Source organism: Pseudomonas sp. NPDC089741, assembly GCF_044748825.1.
Lineage (GTDB): Bacteria > Pseudomonadota > Gammaproteobacteria > Pseudomonadales > Pseudomonadaceae > Aquipseudomonas > Aquipseudomonas helmanticensis.
This window is the reverse complement of sequence record NZ_JBIVGT010000004.1, coordinates 280598-295514: the sequence shown is the minus strand read 5'-3', so window position 1 is coordinate 295514 and position 14917 is coordinate 280598. Positions and strand designations below refer to the sequence as shown.

Annotated in this window: 13 protein-coding genes and 1 pseudogene; 5 read left to right on the top strand and 9 right to left on the bottom strand. The window is 59.3% G+C overall.

Annotation, left to right across the window (positions count from 1 at the left end):
* From emhC to ACIPZE_RS06910, 3 genes and pseudogenes are all read right to left on the bottom strand, one after another.
* Positions 1 to 1049 (bottom strand): annotated as a pseudogene (gene emhC / locus ACIPZE_RS06920) (efflux RND transporter outer membrane subunit EmhC); the annotation flags it as partial.
* Positions 1046 to 4198, bottom strand: a complete 3153-nt coding sequence (emhB, locus tag ACIPZE_RS06915; RefSeq protein ID WP_400772098.1) for an efflux RND transporter permease subunit EmhB — start codon at positions 4196 to 4198, stop codon at positions 1046 to 1048. The pseudogene emhC and the gene emhB, both read right to left, overlap by 4 nt.
* Positions 4199 to 4201: 3 nt before the next feature.
* A complete protein-coding gene (locus ACIPZE_RS06910; RefSeq protein WP_053117889.1) occupies positions 4202 to 5359 on the bottom strand; it encodes an efflux RND transporter periplasmic adaptor subunit in 1158 nt (385 codons plus the stop codon).
* 266 nt (positions 5360 to 5625) lie between these two features.
* Between ACIPZE_RS06910 and emhR the strand changes: the two genes are divergently transcribed.
* Positions 5626 to 6258 (top strand): efflux system transcriptional repressor EmhR, encoded by a 633-nt coding sequence (emhR, locus tag ACIPZE_RS06905; RefSeq protein WP_129390258.1) that lies wholly within the window; start codon positions 5626 to 5628, stop codon positions 6256 to 6258.
* Between the two features lie 365 nt (positions 6259 to 6623).
* Here the strand turns inward: emhR and ACIPZE_RS06900 are convergent, their stop codons facing one another.
* The 4 genes from ACIPZE_RS06900 to ACIPZE_RS06885 all read right to left on the bottom strand — a co-directional run bounded on the left by ACIPZE_RS06900 (position 6624) and on the right by ACIPZE_RS06885 (position 9813).
* Positions 6624 to 7073 carry a hypothetical protein gene (locus ACIPZE_RS06900; protein ID WP_400772096.1) on the bottom strand — a complete coding sequence of 150 codons (450 nt, stop codon included), beginning with the start codon at positions 7071 to 7073 and terminating at the stop codon, positions 6624 to 6626.
* Between the two features lie 158 nt (positions 7074 to 7231).
* Positions 7232 to 8281 (bottom strand): alkene reductase, encoded by a 1050-nt coding sequence (locus ACIPZE_RS06895; RefSeq protein ID WP_400772094.1) that lies wholly within the window; start codon positions 8279 to 8281, stop codon positions 7232 to 7234.
* A 28-nt stretch (positions 8282 to 8309) separates the two neighbouring features.
* A complete protein-coding gene (locus tag ACIPZE_RS06890; protein ID WP_400772093.1) occupies positions 8310 to 9476 on the bottom strand; it encodes an MFS transporter in 1167 nt (388 codons plus the stop codon).
* 34 nt (positions 9477 to 9510) lie between these two features.
* Positions 9511 to 9813, bottom strand: a complete 303-nt coding sequence (locus tag ACIPZE_RS06885) for a helix-turn-helix transcriptional regulator (RefSeq protein ID WP_008080109.1) — start codon at positions 9811 to 9813, stop codon at positions 9511 to 9513.
* A gap of 170 nt (positions 9814 to 9983) precedes the next feature.
* On the opposite strand from ACIPZE_RS06885, the gene ACIPZE_RS06880 reads away from it, so the two are divergent.
* Positions 9984 to 10568: an ACP phosphodiesterase gene (locus ACIPZE_RS06880; protein ID WP_400772091.1), complete on the top strand. Its 585-nt coding sequence runs from the start codon at positions 9984 to 9986 to the stop codon at positions 10566 to 10568.
* A gap of 223 nt (positions 10569 to 10791) precedes the next feature.
* On the opposite strand, the gene ACIPZE_RS06875 is transcribed toward ACIPZE_RS06880, so the two are convergent.
* Positions 10792 to 11586 (bottom strand): lysophospholipid acyltransferase family protein, encoded by a 795-nt coding sequence (locus ACIPZE_RS06875; protein ID WP_400772089.1) that lies wholly within the window; start codon positions 11584 to 11586, stop codon positions 10792 to 10794.
* Entirely contained in the window at positions 11586 to 12341 is a 756-nt protein-coding gene (gene olsB, locus ACIPZE_RS06870; RefSeq protein ID WP_283437394.1) for an L-ornithine N(alpha)-acyltransferase, read from the bottom strand. Before olsB ends, ACIPZE_RS06875 begins: the two co-directional genes overlap by 1 nt.
* A gap of 153 nt (positions 12342 to 12494) precedes the next feature.
* Between olsB and ACIPZE_RS06865 the strand changes: the two genes are divergently transcribed.
* The 3 genes from ACIPZE_RS06865 to ACIPZE_RS06855 all read left to right on the top strand — a co-directional run bounded on the left by ACIPZE_RS06865 (position 12495) and on the right by ACIPZE_RS06855 (position 14888).
* Positions 12495 to 13373, top strand: coding sequence for an acyl-CoA dehydrogenase family protein (locus tag ACIPZE_RS06865; RefSeq protein ID WP_283437393.1), 879 nt, complete (start codon positions 12495 to 12497; stop codon positions 13371 to 13373).
* 148 nt (positions 13374 to 13521) lie between these two features.
* Positions 13522 to 14595: a serine hydrolase domain-containing protein gene (locus tag ACIPZE_RS06860; protein WP_400772087.1), complete on the top strand. Its 1074-nt coding sequence runs from the start codon at positions 13522 to 13524 to the stop codon at positions 14593 to 14595.
* Positions 14592 to 14888, top strand: a complete 297-nt coding sequence (locus tag ACIPZE_RS06855) for an amidase (RefSeq protein WP_283437391.1) — start codon at positions 14592 to 14594, stop codon at positions 14886 to 14888. Before ACIPZE_RS06860 ends, ACIPZE_RS06855 begins: the two co-directional genes overlap by 4 nt.
* Positions 14889 to 14917 lie beyond the last annotated feature (29 nt).

Here is a 14917-nt window from a genome sequence, read left to right as displayed (position 1 = left end):
AAAGAAACGTAAAACTACATAACAAAAAGACACGTCACATAACACCACTTGAACAGCCCTCACAGGTCCGGGATCAGGCTGCCCGCGTTGGCGGTCAGGCTGATGCTCGGGAAGAACGCTGCACGCGCCGCGCCGATGTTGGCATTGGCTGCCTTCAGGTTGTACTCGGCCTGGAGGATGTCCGGACGACGTTGCAGCAGATCCGAAGGCAGACCGGCCGGTACGTCGCTGAGCAGGTCATCCGACAGCGGTTTGGCCGCTTGCAGATTGGCCGGAATACCGGTGCCGAGCAGCAGGGTCAGGCTGTTTTCGTCCTGCGCCACTTGGCGGGTATAACGCGCCAGTTGAGCACGGGCGTTTTCCACCGACGTGCGCGACTGCGCCAGATCCAGCGCCGAGGCGACACCGACTTCGTTGCTGCGGCTGGTCAGCTTGTAGCTTTCTTCGAAGGCACCGAGGGTGTCTTGGGTCAGCTTGAGCAGTTCCTTGTCCGCTTGCCAGGTCAGATAAGCGTTGGCAACGCTGGCGACCAGACTGATCTGGGTGCTGCGACGCGCTTCTTCCGTGGCGAAGTATTGTTGCAGCGCTTGCTCGCTCAGGCTGCGAACGCGACCGAACAGGTCGAGTTCGTAGGCGCTGATGCCGACGGTGGCGGAGTAGGAGCTGGTGATGCCCGCTTCACCGGTCTGCGAGGCACGGGCCGGAACCCGCTGACGGCTGCCACTGGCATTGGCCGAAACTGCCGGGAACAGGTCGGCACGCTGGATGCGGTATTGAGCCGCGTAAGCGTCGATGTTCAGTGCCGCGACACGCAGGTCGCGGTTGTTTTCCAGGGACACCTGGATCAGCTGTTGCAGCGCCGGGTCATGGAAAAACTGCTTCCAGCCCTGCTCGGCAGCGGCCTGCGCCGGTGCCTGGGCCGGCGAGTACGCCGGCCCCTGCGGGTATTGGCCTGCGACCGGAGCCTCAGGCTGCTGATAGTCAGGTATCAGCGAGCAACCGCTCAGCACGAAGGCGGCGACTGCGATGGAGAGTAGCGACTTGCTCATTGGCCAGCCTCTTTAGGAGTTTCTTTAGCATCGTCATCTGGATCGGCGATTTTACGCTGGCCGATGGACGAAACCGTAACGAAGAACAGTGGAACCCAGAAGACCGCCAGTATCGTGGCTGTGAGCATACCGCCAATTACGCCGGTACCGATCGCGTGTTGGCTGCCCGAACCGGCACCGGTGGAGATCGCCAACGGTACAACACCGAGGACGAAGGCCAGCGAGGTCATGATGATCGGTCGCAGACGCATGCGGCACGCTTCAATCGCCGCATCCCGCAGGCTGCGTCCCTGTTCATGCAGTTCCTTGGCGAACTCGACGATCAGAATGGCGTTTTTAGCCGCCAGACCAATGGTCGTCAACAGGCCCACCTGGAAGTACACGTCGTTGGACAGACCGCGCAGGCTGGTGGCCAGCAGTGCACCGATGATCCCCAACGGCACCACGAGCATAACGGCGATCGGAATCGACCAGCTCTCGTACAGCGCCGCCAGACACAGGAACACCATCAGCAGCGACAGGGCGTACAGCGCCGGTGCTTGCGAACCGGACAGACGCTCTTCATACGACAGACCGGTCCAGGAGATACCGACACCCGCCGGCAGCTTCTTGGCGATCGCTTCGACTTCGGCCATCGCATCACCGGTGGAGTAACCCGGCGCCGGAGAACCGAGGATCTCCATCGCTTCTACACCGTTGTAACGCGCCAGTTTCGGCGAACCGTAGATCCACTCGCCCTTGGCGAACGCGGAGAACGGCACCATGGTCCCGGCGCTGTTGCGCACGTACCATTTCTTCATGTCTTCGGGGCTCATGCGAGCACCGGCCTGACCTTGCACGTACACCTTCTTCACCCGACCACGGTCGATGAAGTCGTTGACGTAGCTACTACCGAAGGAAATCGACAGGGTGCTGTTGATGTCGGAAATGCTCACACCCAGGGCACGGGCTTTCTCGTCATCAATTTCCAGGTGGTATTGCGGCTCGTCGTTCAGGCCGTTCGGACGTACCTGGTAGAGCACCTTGCTCTGCGCGGCCAGACCGAGGAACTGGTTACGCGCTTCCATCAACTTGTCGTGACCGATACCGGCACGGTCTTGCAGGAACACGTCGAAACCGGTGGCGTTACCCAACTCCAGTACCGCTGGCGGGGCGAAAGCAAACACCATCGCGTCGCGGAAGCTGAAGAAGTGCTGCTGCGCACGCTGGGCGAGGGCAAACACGCTGTTGCTGGCGTCACGCTCGTCCCACGGTTTGAGCATGATGAACGCCAGACCCGAGCTCTGCCCACGACCGGCGAAGTTGAAGCCGTTCACGGTGAACACCGAGGCCACCGCGCCGGACTCTTTCTCCAGCAGGTAGGAACGCATTTCGTCGATGACGACTTGGGTACGTTCAGCACTGGAACCGGCCGGGGTCTGCACCTGAGCGAACAGTACGCCCTGGTCTTCTTCCGGCAGGAACGCGGTCGGAATGCGGGTGAACAGCCAGATCATGCCAACCACGATCAGCAGGTACGCCAGCAGGTACGGGGCTTTGCGCGACAGCATGTTGCCAACGCCGCGCTCGTAGCTGCGAACGCCACGGTCAAAGTTGCGGTTGAACCAGCCGAAGAAACCTTTTTTCGGCGTGCCGTGCTCGCCTTTCGGAATCGCCTTGAGCATGGTCGCGCAGAGCGCCGGGGTGAAGATCAGCGCAACCAATACCGACAGGGCCATGGCCGAGACGATGGTGATCGAGAACTGCTTGTAGATCACACCGGTGGAACCGCTGAAGAACGCCATCGGCAGCAATACCGCCGAGAGGACGAGGGCGATACCGACCAGGGCGCCCTGGATCTGGCCCATGGACTTCTTGGTCGCTTCCTTCGGTGACAAGCCTTCTTCGCTCATCACCCGCTCGACGTTTTCCACCACAACGATGGCGTCATCCACCAGCAAGCCGATGGCCAGCACCATACCGAACATGGTCAGGGTGTTGATGCTGAAACCGAACGCCGCGAGGATGCCGAATGTACCGAGCAATACCACCGGCACAGTCATCGTGGTGATGACGGTGGCGCGGAAGTTCTGCAGGAACAGGAACATCACCAGGAACACCAGCACGATTGCTTCGACCAGGGTTTCAACCACACCCTTGATCGACTCGGTCACCACCGGGGTGGTGTCGTACGGGAACACCACTTCCATGCCTTCCGGGAAGAACGGCTTGAGCTCGTCAATCGTCTTGCGCAGGGCTTTGGCGGTGTCGAGGGCGTTGGCGCCGTTGGCCAGCTTCACCGCCAGACCGGACGACGGCTTGCCGTTGAACTGGGCCGAAATGGTCGAGTTCTCGCCACCCAGACCGACATCGGCAACGTCACCGACACGAACTTGCGAACCGTCCTGATTGACCTTCAGCAGAATCGCCTTGAACTGCTCGGCAGTCTGCAGACGGGTCTTGCCGATGATCGTGGCGTTCAGTTGCTGGCCAGGCAGCGCCGGCAAACCGCCGAGCTGACCGGAGGAGACCTGGACGTTCTGTGCCGAGATGGCGGAGCTGACGTCAGCCGGGGTCAGGTTGAATTTGTTCAACTTGGCCGGGTCGAGCCAGATGCGCATCGCGTACTGGGCACCGAAGACCTGGAAGTCACCGACACCGGCGGTGCGCGAGATCGGGTCCTGCATGTTCGACACGATGTAGTTGGACAAGTCGTCCTTGGTCATGCTGCCGTCACGCGATACCACGCCGATCACCAGCAGGAAGTTTTTCACTGCCTTGGTCACACGGATACCTTGTTGCTGCACTTCTTGCGGCAACAGCGGGGTGGCCAGGTTCAGCTTGTTCTGAACCTGAACCTGCGCGGTGTCGGAGTTGGTGCCTTGCTCGAAGGTCGCGGTGATGGTCATGCTGCCGTCGGAGTTACTTTCCGAAGACACATAACGCAAGTTGTCGATACCGTTGAGCTGCTGCTCGATCACCTGAACCACGGTGTCCTGCACGGTTTGCGCCGAAGCGCCCGGGTAGGTCACGGAGATCGCAATGGCCGGTGGCGCAATGCTCGGGTACTGGTTGATCGGCAATTTCAGGATCGAAAGTGCCCCGACCAGCATGATCACCAGGGCAATTACCCAGGCGAAAATCGGACGGTCGATGAAGAATTTTGACATGAGTTACTCCCCTTTGCCGCCAGCGGCTTTGTCAGCAGGCTGAGCGGGGGCCGGGTTCTTTTTCGCTACGTTGGTGGCTTCGGTCGGGTTGACTTGCACGCCCGGACGCACGTATTGCAGGCCTTCGGTGATCAGACGATCGCCGGCTTTCAGGCCGTCTTCGATCAGCCACTGGCTGCCGACGGTGCGGCTGGCCTTGAGCTGACGCAGTTCGACCTTGTTGTCGGCGCCGACGACCAGTGCGGTCGGGGTGCCTTTGAGGTCGCGGGTCACGCCTTGTTGCGGCGCCAGAATCGCTGCGGCATTAACACCAGCCTGCAACTGAGCGCGAACGAACATGCCCGGCAGCAGGGTGTGATCCGGGTTCGGGAACACGGCGCGCAGGGTCACGGAACCGGTAGTCGGATCGACCGACACTTCGGAGAATTCCAGCTTACCGTCGAGCTTGTACTGGCTGCCGTCTTCCAGGGTCAGTTTGACCGCTGCCGAGTTCTCGCCGGATTTTTGCAGGCGACCGCTTTCCAGCTCGCGGCGCAGTTCCAGCAATTCAACCGAGGACTGGGTCACGTCGACGTAGATCGGGTCGAGTTGCTGGATCGTTGCCATTGCGTCGGTCTGGCCATTGTTGACCAGCGCACCTTCGGTGACCGAAGAACGACCGATGCGCCCGGAGATCGGCGCGTAAACCTTGGTGTAACGCACGTTGATCTGCGCGCTCTGCAACGACGCTTCCGATTCCATGCGGTTGGACACGGCGGTGTCGTATTCCTGACGGCTTACCGCTTGTTCATCGACCAGTTGCTTATAGCGATCGGAGATCGACTTGGTCGAACGCAGGTTGGCTTCGGCGCTTTTCAGGGTCGCTTCATACACGGCTGGATCGATCTGATACAGCTGCTGGCCGGCTTTAACGTCGCCGCCTTCCTTGAACAGACGCTTGAGAATGATGCCGTTGACCTGTGGTCGAACTTCCGCAACGCGGAACGCACTGGTGCGGCCCGGCAGTTCCGAGGTGAGGGTAAAGGCTTGTGGTTGCAGGGTAACGACGCCGACCTGAGGGGGCGGAGCGGCCGGTGCCGCTTCTTCCTTTTTGCATCCGCTGAGCAGCGATGCCAAGGCGACGGCAGTGACCAGAGCGGTAACAGCTGGCTTGAATTGCATGAAAATCCTCGGGTCAGGCGCGCAAAAAGCGCACAAGAAGTGTGGAAGGGTAAAAAAAGGGTACCGGGTGGATAAGTAGCTTGCTAAGGAATATACTTACGTTCATGGTTGTTTGTAAATACCTTGGCGTCGTATCCACCCTGTTACAAAAATCGTCGCAAGGTTTGAAATTGTAGGCCGGGGAGCCGATTCATGAGAGATCGCCCCCTCTTTATTCAGCGGATATTCAGCCATCCCTGAAACATCCTGTTTGAGGTTTTACTGCCATGGTCCGTCGTACCAAAGAGGAAGCTCAAGAAACCCGCAGCCAGATTCTGGAAGCGGCGGAGAAAGCCTTTTATGAAAGGGGCGTCGCGCGTACGACCCTGGCAGATATCGCGACGATGGCCGGCGTGACGCGCGGTGCCATCTACTGGCATTTCAGCAACAAGGCCGATCTGCTCCAGGCCATGCTCGATACGCTGCATGAGCCGCTGGATGAGCTGGCCAAGGCCAGTGAGAGCGAGGACGAAATAGATCCGCTGGGCTGCATGCGCAAACTGCTGATTCATTTGTTTCATCAAGTTTCGCTGGATCCGAAGACCCGCCGCATCAACGAAATTCTGTTTCATAAGTGCGAATTCACCGATGAAATGTGCGATTTGCGCCAGCAGCGCCGGGTGGCCAGTCTCGAATGCAATGAGCGCATCGGGCTGACCCTGCGTAATGCGGTGAATCGTGGGCAGTTGCCGGAAGATCTCGACACTGCTCGTGCGGCCATCAGCATTCATGCCTATATCGATGGCCTTCTGTATGGCTGGCTGCTGGCGCCGGACAGCTTTGAGCTGCATGCGGAAGCCGAGCGTTGGGTCGATACAGGGTTGGACATGCTGCGCCTGAGCCCCAGCCTGCGCAAATGAAACAAAATGCGTAATTGAATCTGTCCGTGTCAAGACTTGAAGCGTGGAAATGTCCCTGCTTCAAGTCTTTCTGCAATGGGGTGCTTTTATATACGTACGTTGGCCAGGTTGATAGGCAGCGAGCTACGTATTTTGTAGGGGGTTTGTGTCGACTGTGTGAATAAAGGTTAACGACTCGGGCTAAAAGGGTGCCGAGCAGCCGATACGCACCAACCGGTCCGTTTCGTTTCTGTGTCCCCCTGTGCTCGATCTTCACCTCCGGGCAGTGTTACTTCGATGGGCTGAAGCCACGACCGTGAATGTACTTGCACCTTATTAGCGACAGCGTTGTCCGTACCGTTACTACATGAACGGGCAACCCTTTATCAGGCCGACGGCGTCATAAAGGCGATCATCTTATAGTTGTAAGGGTAAACCGGGTTTTCATTTTGCAGGGCCGCGCCGCAGGTGATGGGTTCGGCGCCAATAGAGAAAGCATTGCTTTCCCAGAAGAGTTCGACTTTTGGAACTCGGTGTCCCGCCGTTTGTCTGTGGCAATAACTGAGTGTGGTGTCGAACCGCACTTTTTGTTTGTAGTTGGTGTAGCAGATGTAAGTGCTAAATACCTCTTTTTTGATATCGTAATCAATTTCGCTGTCCTGCTTCAGATGAGGATCGCCTTCAAACATCATAAAGACGGTCTGGTAAGGGAGGATCTTGTCGATACGAGTCGCGGGTGGCTGCTTTGGAGAGGAATCGTCAAGCCAGAAAGTAGAATCTGTGGCATTGGTGATTTGCAGGAGGAAAGTAAGTTTGTTTGGATCTGCATCATTCATGTTTAAATGTCCTTATTGAATTAAGTGTCTTGGTTTGCAACTGATTAGTTGCTGAATGAAGCTTAGGTTTATATTGTTCTGGTGGCGAATCTTTAAATGTATGCAAATAAAAAAGCCCTGACTCTTTCGAGGCAGGGCTTTCTGTTAGTTGATGTTGGTTACAGCGTTGGATAATCGATATAGCCGACCGCACCTTTGCCGTAGAACAGCTCAGGACGTGCATCGTTGAGCGGTGCATCAGCCTTCAAGCGCGCCGGCAGATCCGGGTTGGCAATGAACGGCACACCGAACGCCACGGCATCAGCCTTGCCGCTGGCCAGCCATTCATTGGCGCTGTCTTTAGTGAATTTTTCGTTGGCAATGTACGGGCCGCCGAAAGCGTCTTTCAATTGCGGGCCGAGGCTGTCGGCGCCTTCTTTCTCACGGGAGCAAATGAACGCGATGCCGCGTTTGCCCAGTTCACGTGCGACGTAGGTGAAGGTTTCCGCCAGGTTGTCGTCGCCCATGTCGTGGGAGTCAGCGCGTGGTGCCAGGTGCACGCCAACACGGCCGGCGCCCCAGACTTCGATGGCGGCGTCAGTGACTTCCAACAGCAGGCGAGCACGGTTTTCCAGCGAGCCACCGTAGTTGTCGGTGCGCTGGTTGGTGCTGCTTTGCAGGAATTGGTCGAGCAGGTAACCGTTGGCACCGTGGATTTCCACACCGTCGAAACCGGCGGCTTTGGCATTTTCAGCGCCGGTGCGGTAGGCGTCGACGATGTCGGCGATTTCAGCGGTTTCCAGTGCGCGCGGGGTTGGGTAGTCGGCCAATGGGCGAACCAGGCTGACGTGGCCTTTGGGCTGGATGGCGCTCGGTGCGACCGGCGCTTCACCGTTGAGGTACGACGGGTGCGAGACGCGGCCGACGTGCCACAGTTGCAGGAAGATCTTGCCGCCAGCGCCGTGAATGGCTTTGGTGACGTTAGCCCAGCCGCGCACTTGATCGTTGGACCAGATGCCCGGGGTGTCCGGGTAGCCGACGCCCATCGGCGTTACCGAAGTGGCTTCGCTGAGGATCAGGCCGGCGGAAGCGCGTTGCACGTAGTACTCGGCCATCAGCGCGTTCGGTACGCGACCTTCGTCGGCGCGGCAGCGGGTCAGCGGGGCCATGATGATGCGGTTGGCCAGCTCGACGTCGCCGAGTTTGATTGGATCGAAAATAGTTGCCATGTCTACAACCCTCGTAGGTGAAAGTTAATCAGTGAGTAGCGGGGGCCAGATCGGCATTGCCGCTCTGACGGAAAGTAATCAGGGTCACCAGCAGGGCGAGCACTGCCAGCGCGGCGGCTGCGAGCGGTACGCTGGTCAGGCCGTAGCCGTGGGCGATGACGCTGCCGCCGACCCAGGCGCCGAGGGCGTTGCCGACGTTGAAAGCGCCGATGTTCAGGGTCGACACCAGGTTCGGTGCGGCCTTGCCGAAGGTCACCACGTTGACTTGCAGCGCCGGTACGGCGGCGAAACACGCGGTGGCCCAGAGGAACAGGGTGATTTCAGTCGGGATCAGCGCGACGCTGGTCCAGGTCAGCACGGTGGAGATCACGGCCATGGCGATGAACACGCCGATCAGCGTCGCGGCCATACCTCTGTCGGCGAGTTTGCCGCCGATGATGTTGCCGACGGTGAGGCCCAGGCCGATCAGCATCAGCGTCCAGGTCACGCCACGTGGCGACACACCGGTGACTTCACCGAGCAACGGCGCGACGTAGGTGAACAAGGTGAACACGGACGCTGCGAACAGCGCGGTCATGCTCAGCGATAGCCAGATCCCGGCACCTTTGAGGGCGGAGAGTTCGGCGCGCATGTCGAGTTTCTCTTCGTCGCGCTTGGCCGGCAGGAAGCGGATCAGACCGATCAAAGCGATCACCCCAATCACGGTCACCGCCCAAAAGGTCGAGCGCCAGCCGTATTGCTGACCCAGCGCGGTGCCCAGCGGCACGCCGAGGACGTTGGCCAACGTCAGACCGGTGAACATCAAAGCCACCGCCGAAGCACGTTTGTTGGCCGGTACCAGATTGGCTGCCACCACCGAACCGATGCCGAAGAACGCACCGTGACACAGCGCGGTGATCACCCGGGCAAACATCAGCACGTTGTAATCACTGGCAATTGCGCAGAGCAGGTTGCCGACAATAAAAATGCCCATCAGCGCGACCAGTGCAGCTTTACGTGGCAGTTTGGCGGTGGCCATTGCCATGAACGGCGCACCGATGGCCACGCCCAAGGCGTAACCGGTCACCAGCCAGCCGGCGCCGGGGATCGACACACCGAGGTCGGCCGCGACATCGGGCAACAGGCCCATGATGACGAATTCGGTGGTGCCGATGGCGAAGGCGCTCAAGGCGAGGATGAGTAGCGAGAGGGGCATGCGGGTTTCCTTGTCGGCTGGCTGACGTTAAGGGTCAGAGCTCTTTACTGAGGGTGCTGAGGAACGCCTGGATCACGTCCTCGTTGCGTTTGAAAAAGTGCCACTGACCGGCTTTCTGGCTGCTGATCAGACCTGCGCGTTGCAACGTCGCGAGGTGTGCGGAAACGGTCGACTGCGACAAGCCGCAGCGCTGATCGATCTGCCCGGCGCAGATGCCGTACTCGTGGTTGTGCAGTTGTTCCGGAAATTCTGCTTTCGGGTCTTTCAGCCAGTTGAGGATGTCTCGCCGTACTGGGTGCGCCAGGGCTTTTATTATTTCGTCGAGGTCAAGGTTCATGGCAGGGTGCTCGTAATGTGTACAACGCTATATCGCGATGAGGCGAACTTTAAATCGTTAGATCGCGATATACCAATATGATTTTGATCTGTGATCAGCATAAATTGGTATATCGGGTTATAACGATATGGTGAGGTGTCGATTGCAGGGCGCGGTGCTAAGCTGCGCCCATGAACTATCTCGCACATTTGCACCTCGGTGGCCAGCGCCCCGGTCAGTTACTCGGCAGTCTGTACGGCGACTTCGTCAAAGGCCGGCTGCAAGGGCAGTTTGCGCCGGAGGTGGAAGCGGCGATTCAACTGCATCGACGGATTGACGTGTTCACCGATCGCCATCCGCTGGTGGACATCGCGCTGGGGCGGTTTACCGAGACGCGGCGGCGTTATGCCGGGATCGTCCTCGATGTGTTTTTCGATCACTGTCTGGCGCGGGACTGGCGGTTGTATGCCGATCAGCCGTTGGAGGTATTTACCGCTGATGTGTATCGGGCGCTGACCCATGAACGGCAGTTGCCCGAACGACTGGCGAAGATTGCGCCGCACATGGTTGCCAATGACTGGTTGGGTTCGTATCAGGAATTTGAAGTGCTGGAGCAGGTGCTGCGCGGGATCTCGCGGCGGTTGAGCCGGCCGGAGGAACTGGCGGGGGCGATGCAGGAATTGCGGCGGTTGTATGAGCCGTTGAGTGAGGATTTCCGGCTCTTTTACCCACATCTCCAAAGTTTCGCCAAAAACCCCCAGACGCCGGAGCTCTAATGTAGGAGTGAGCCTGCTCGCGATAGCGGTGGATCAGTCACATCGATGTTGCCTGATGCACCGCTATCGCGAGCAGGCTCACTCCTACAGGGACTTTGTGTTTCAGGCAGTTCTCCAGGATTTTGCTGGGTTGCGGGATTAAGCAAGATCAAAAGATCGCAGCCTTCGGCAGCTCCTACAGGGGGCAATGTAGGAGCTGCCGAAGGCTGCGATCTTTTGCTTTTCAAGCGGCGATCAGTTCGCCTGCGCGACGCGGTTCAGCAGGTTTCGCCACCTCACCAAACAACACCTTCTGCACCGCCTGCTGTGCCTCGAACGCCAGCGCCGCACGCTCACGGCCCTGGCAGGCAATCGGCTTGAGCAGGTGCACTTCGACATCGCCGCAATCATTGCTGAACAGACGCATCAGGTGCGACAGCAGATCATCATCACCAATGAACGGCGCCAGCGCATCAATCTCGCCATCGCGCAGATATCGGATCGCCACCGGTTGCAGCATCACCTCGGAATCAATCGCCGCCGACAGCAAGCGACCATGAAAGGTGCGCAGCGAGCGGCCATCGGTAGTCGTGCCTTCGGGAAACATCAGTAATGCGTGATCGCTTTGCAAGTGACGGGTCATCTGCTTGCGGATCAACTGACTGTCGCCCGAACCGCGACGAATGAACAGGCTGCCAGCCTTGGCCGCAAGCCAACCGGCCACCGGCCAGGTGCGCACTTCGGCCTTGGACAGAAACGACAACGGCGTGAGCATGCCGAGCAGCGGAATATCCGTCCACGACACATGATTGCTGACCCACAGCATCGGCTGCTGCGGCAACTCACCGTGCACCGTCATGCGAAAGGGCAGGGCGTTGCTCAGGCGCGCCATGAAGAAGCGTGACCAGCGCTGGCGCCGCTCCATCGAATGCGCCAGGCCAATCCGTTCAAACATGCCGAAGACGCTGGCCATGGTCAATCCGAGCGAGACCACCAGCAGCACCCGCGCGATCCGCGCGTACACCCGCAGCCGGCTCATCACACGGCCGCCTTGAAGTGTTTGGCGTAGCGCGGGCAGAGTTCGTCGCGCTTGAGCAGGATGAACACGTCGGCGACCTGGAAGTCTTCGTCCCAGCACGGCTCGCCACAGATCTTCGCGCCCAGACGCATATAAGCCTTGAGCAGCGGCGGCATTTCGGCGATCACGTTGGAGGGAATATCCAGCGTCGGCAGCGGATTTTTCGGCTCGGCGCGCAAGTGCTCGGTGCACAGATAACGCTCGCGCAGACGCTGCATGATCGCGTGCGCCTGAATGCCGCCGTCCTGCATCGGGATGCTTGCGCAACCCATCAGATAGCTGTAGCCACCCTGATTCAATACTTCGGCCAACTCGCCCCACAACACCGCGATGGTGCCGCCGTTGCGGTATGCCGGGTCGACGCAGGTACGGCCAATTTCGAGGATCGGACCTTGCAGATGCGCCAGACCGTGCAGGCTGAATTCTTCTTCGCTGTAGAACCTGCCAAGGCTGCTGGCGGCGGTGTGATCGAGCAAACGGGTGGTCGCCACCAAGCGACCGGTATTCAGATCACGTACACCGATGTGGCTGCAGTGAACATCATAATCATCCATGTCCAGACCCAGTTCCGCGCCTTTCAGCTTGGCGTTGAACTCGCCGCTGAAGACGTTGAAGCGCAAGGCCTGGGCTTGCTGCAGAGCCTCGGCGCCGATCAGGCGTTCGGCTTGCAGACGGCGTTCATTGCCGGTGTCGCTGATGCGGGCGATCTGAGTCATGTGAATCTCCGTACGGGCCTTGAACCCGTCGTGGGTTGCAGCCGATCGACTTTCTTTATGCAGCCGTGTTGTGCAAAGTCAGGCTATGTAGCCCCGGTGTCATCGCCATGAACGTTCGGTGATGCTTATATGACAGCCCACAAGGAGCCTCTTATGCCCTGGCCAGATCTGCTGCAAAGCCATGAACGATTGCCCGCCGTTGCTGACCTTGCCGAGGGTTTTGCGACGTTGTTGCAGCAGTTGGGCAACGTCACACCGTTCGAATTGGCGATCGCGGGCGGACGGCGGATGGCGACGCCGGGGCTGGCGTTTCTGGTCGGTTATCAGGCGGCATTGCGCATGTTGTGGCCGAGTGCTCCGCTCAGCCTTGGCGCGTTGTGTGCGACCGAACAGCGCAGTCTGCGACCGGCGGACATGCACACGCGGCTCACCGATTTACGCCTGAGCGGGCGCAAGGATTTCGTCACGGCCGGTGATGCGGCGGATTGGTTGCTGATTGCTGCGCGCAGTGAGGAGCCCGGCGAAAATCCGCGCCTGAGTCTGGCCGTGGTGTACCCAGGTGAACCCGGTGTGACCGTGGAAAAACTGCCGGCGTTGCCGTTGATGCCGGACATCAGTCATGGCCGCTTGCTGCTGGATGGCGCCCTGTGCGAGTTGCTCGCGGGCGATGGTTGGGACGCTTATGTGAAGCCGTTTCGCACCCTCGAAGATGTCTATGTGCTGAGCGCGATGACCGCGTGGCTGTATGGCGTCGGGCAGGACAGTGACTGGCCGCAGGCGCTGCAACTTCGATTGCTAGCGTTGTTGGCCGGGTGCGCGGAGGCGAGCCGGCAGCCGCCGAATAATGCGGCCGGGCATGTGCTGTTGGCTGGGTTGTTTGCGCAGTTTGATTCGCTCAAGCCTGAGGTTGATCAGGCGTTGGCGGAGGGTGGTTCGGAGTGGGCGCAGATGTGGGCGCGGGATCAGGGGGTGATGCAATTGGCGGCTGGGGCTCGGGCCAAGCGGTTGGCCAAGGCTTTGGCGGTGGCCTGACTGGCGTCTTCGCGAGCAGGCTCACTCCTACAGGGGAACGCATTTCAATTGTAGGAGTGAGCCTGCTCGCGATAGCAATCTGACAATCACCACACATCGGTCATAAACACCGCCTAATCTCAGCAGGTTCATCCCCAGAGCCCTCACCATGTTCAAAGGCCTGACCCTGTTTCTACTGCTGATCAGCTTCACCGTTCAGGCCGAACAATGGCCCGGTGAGCAATGGCCGAGCGGCTCGCCCATCAGCAACGTCGAGGCGCTGGAAAACTACGCCTTCCCACCCCGTAATGACACCACCCGCAAAGGCATCCGCACCGACGCGTTGCTGATCATCCGCGACGGCGAAATCATCTACGAACGCTACGCCGGCCCGACCACCGAACACACCCCGCACCTGACCTGGTCGATCAGCAAAAGCCTGATGGCTACGGTTCTCGGTATGGCGTACGGCGAAGGCCTGTTCAAACTTGAAGACCCAGCCGCAAAGTTCTACCCGCCATTGGCTAAACACCCGCAGATAAAAATCGCCGACTTGTTGCACTGGGCCTCAGGCCTCGACTGGCAGGAAGACTACGAATACGCGCCGCTGAAATCCTCGGTGGTGGCGATGCTCTACACCCGTGGTCACCGCGACATGGTCGCGTTCACGGCTGATCACGATAGCTATGCCGCACCGGGGCAAGCTTTTCGCTACTCCAGCGGCGACAGCAATCTGCTCGCGGCAGCGTTGAAAAATATCGTTGGCCCAAAGCGTTATCCCGACTATCCGTGGACGGCATTGTTCGAGCCTTTGGGCATCCACCACGCCGTGTGGGAAACCGATGCGACGGGCACTTTTGTCGCCTCGTCTTACGCTTATCTCACCGCCCGCGATCTGGCACGGGTCGGGTTGTTGATGTCTCGCGACGGGCGCTGGAATGACCAGCAACTGCTGCCCAAGGACTGGGTGGCGTTCAACCTGAAACCCTTCGCCGGTTACAAGGCTCATCAGGATGAAGCCGTGCCCGGTGGTCAGTGGTGGCTCAATCGGCCGGCGGATGGCGCAACGTCACCGTGGCCCGATGCACCACCGGATACCTTCGCCGCCCTCGGGCATTGGGGCCAGGCGATGTATGTGATTCCCAGCGAAAAACTGCTGATCGTGCGCTATGGCGATGATCGCGACGGCAGTTATCGGCACAACGAGCTACTCAAGCGCGTGATGCAGGCGGTGCGGCCATGAAGCGGTTTTTGCTGTTGCTGCTGGTTTTGTTGCTCGGCTGGATCGTCTATGAGCGCGAAAATCTGTGGGCCTTCCCGGACATCATCAGCGCTTACACCGCCAAGGAATATTGCTCGTGCCGTTATGTGATGAACAACGATGCCGAGTATTGCCGTGGCTACGTAAAACAATGGCTGCCGACCAGCGCATTCACCGATGACAGCGCCAACAAAACCATCACGGTCAGCGGCATGGGCCGCAGCAACAGCGCCCAATGGTTGAGCGAACGGCAAGGCTGTCGTTTACAGCCTTAAAAGATCGCAGCCTTCGGCAGCTCCTACAG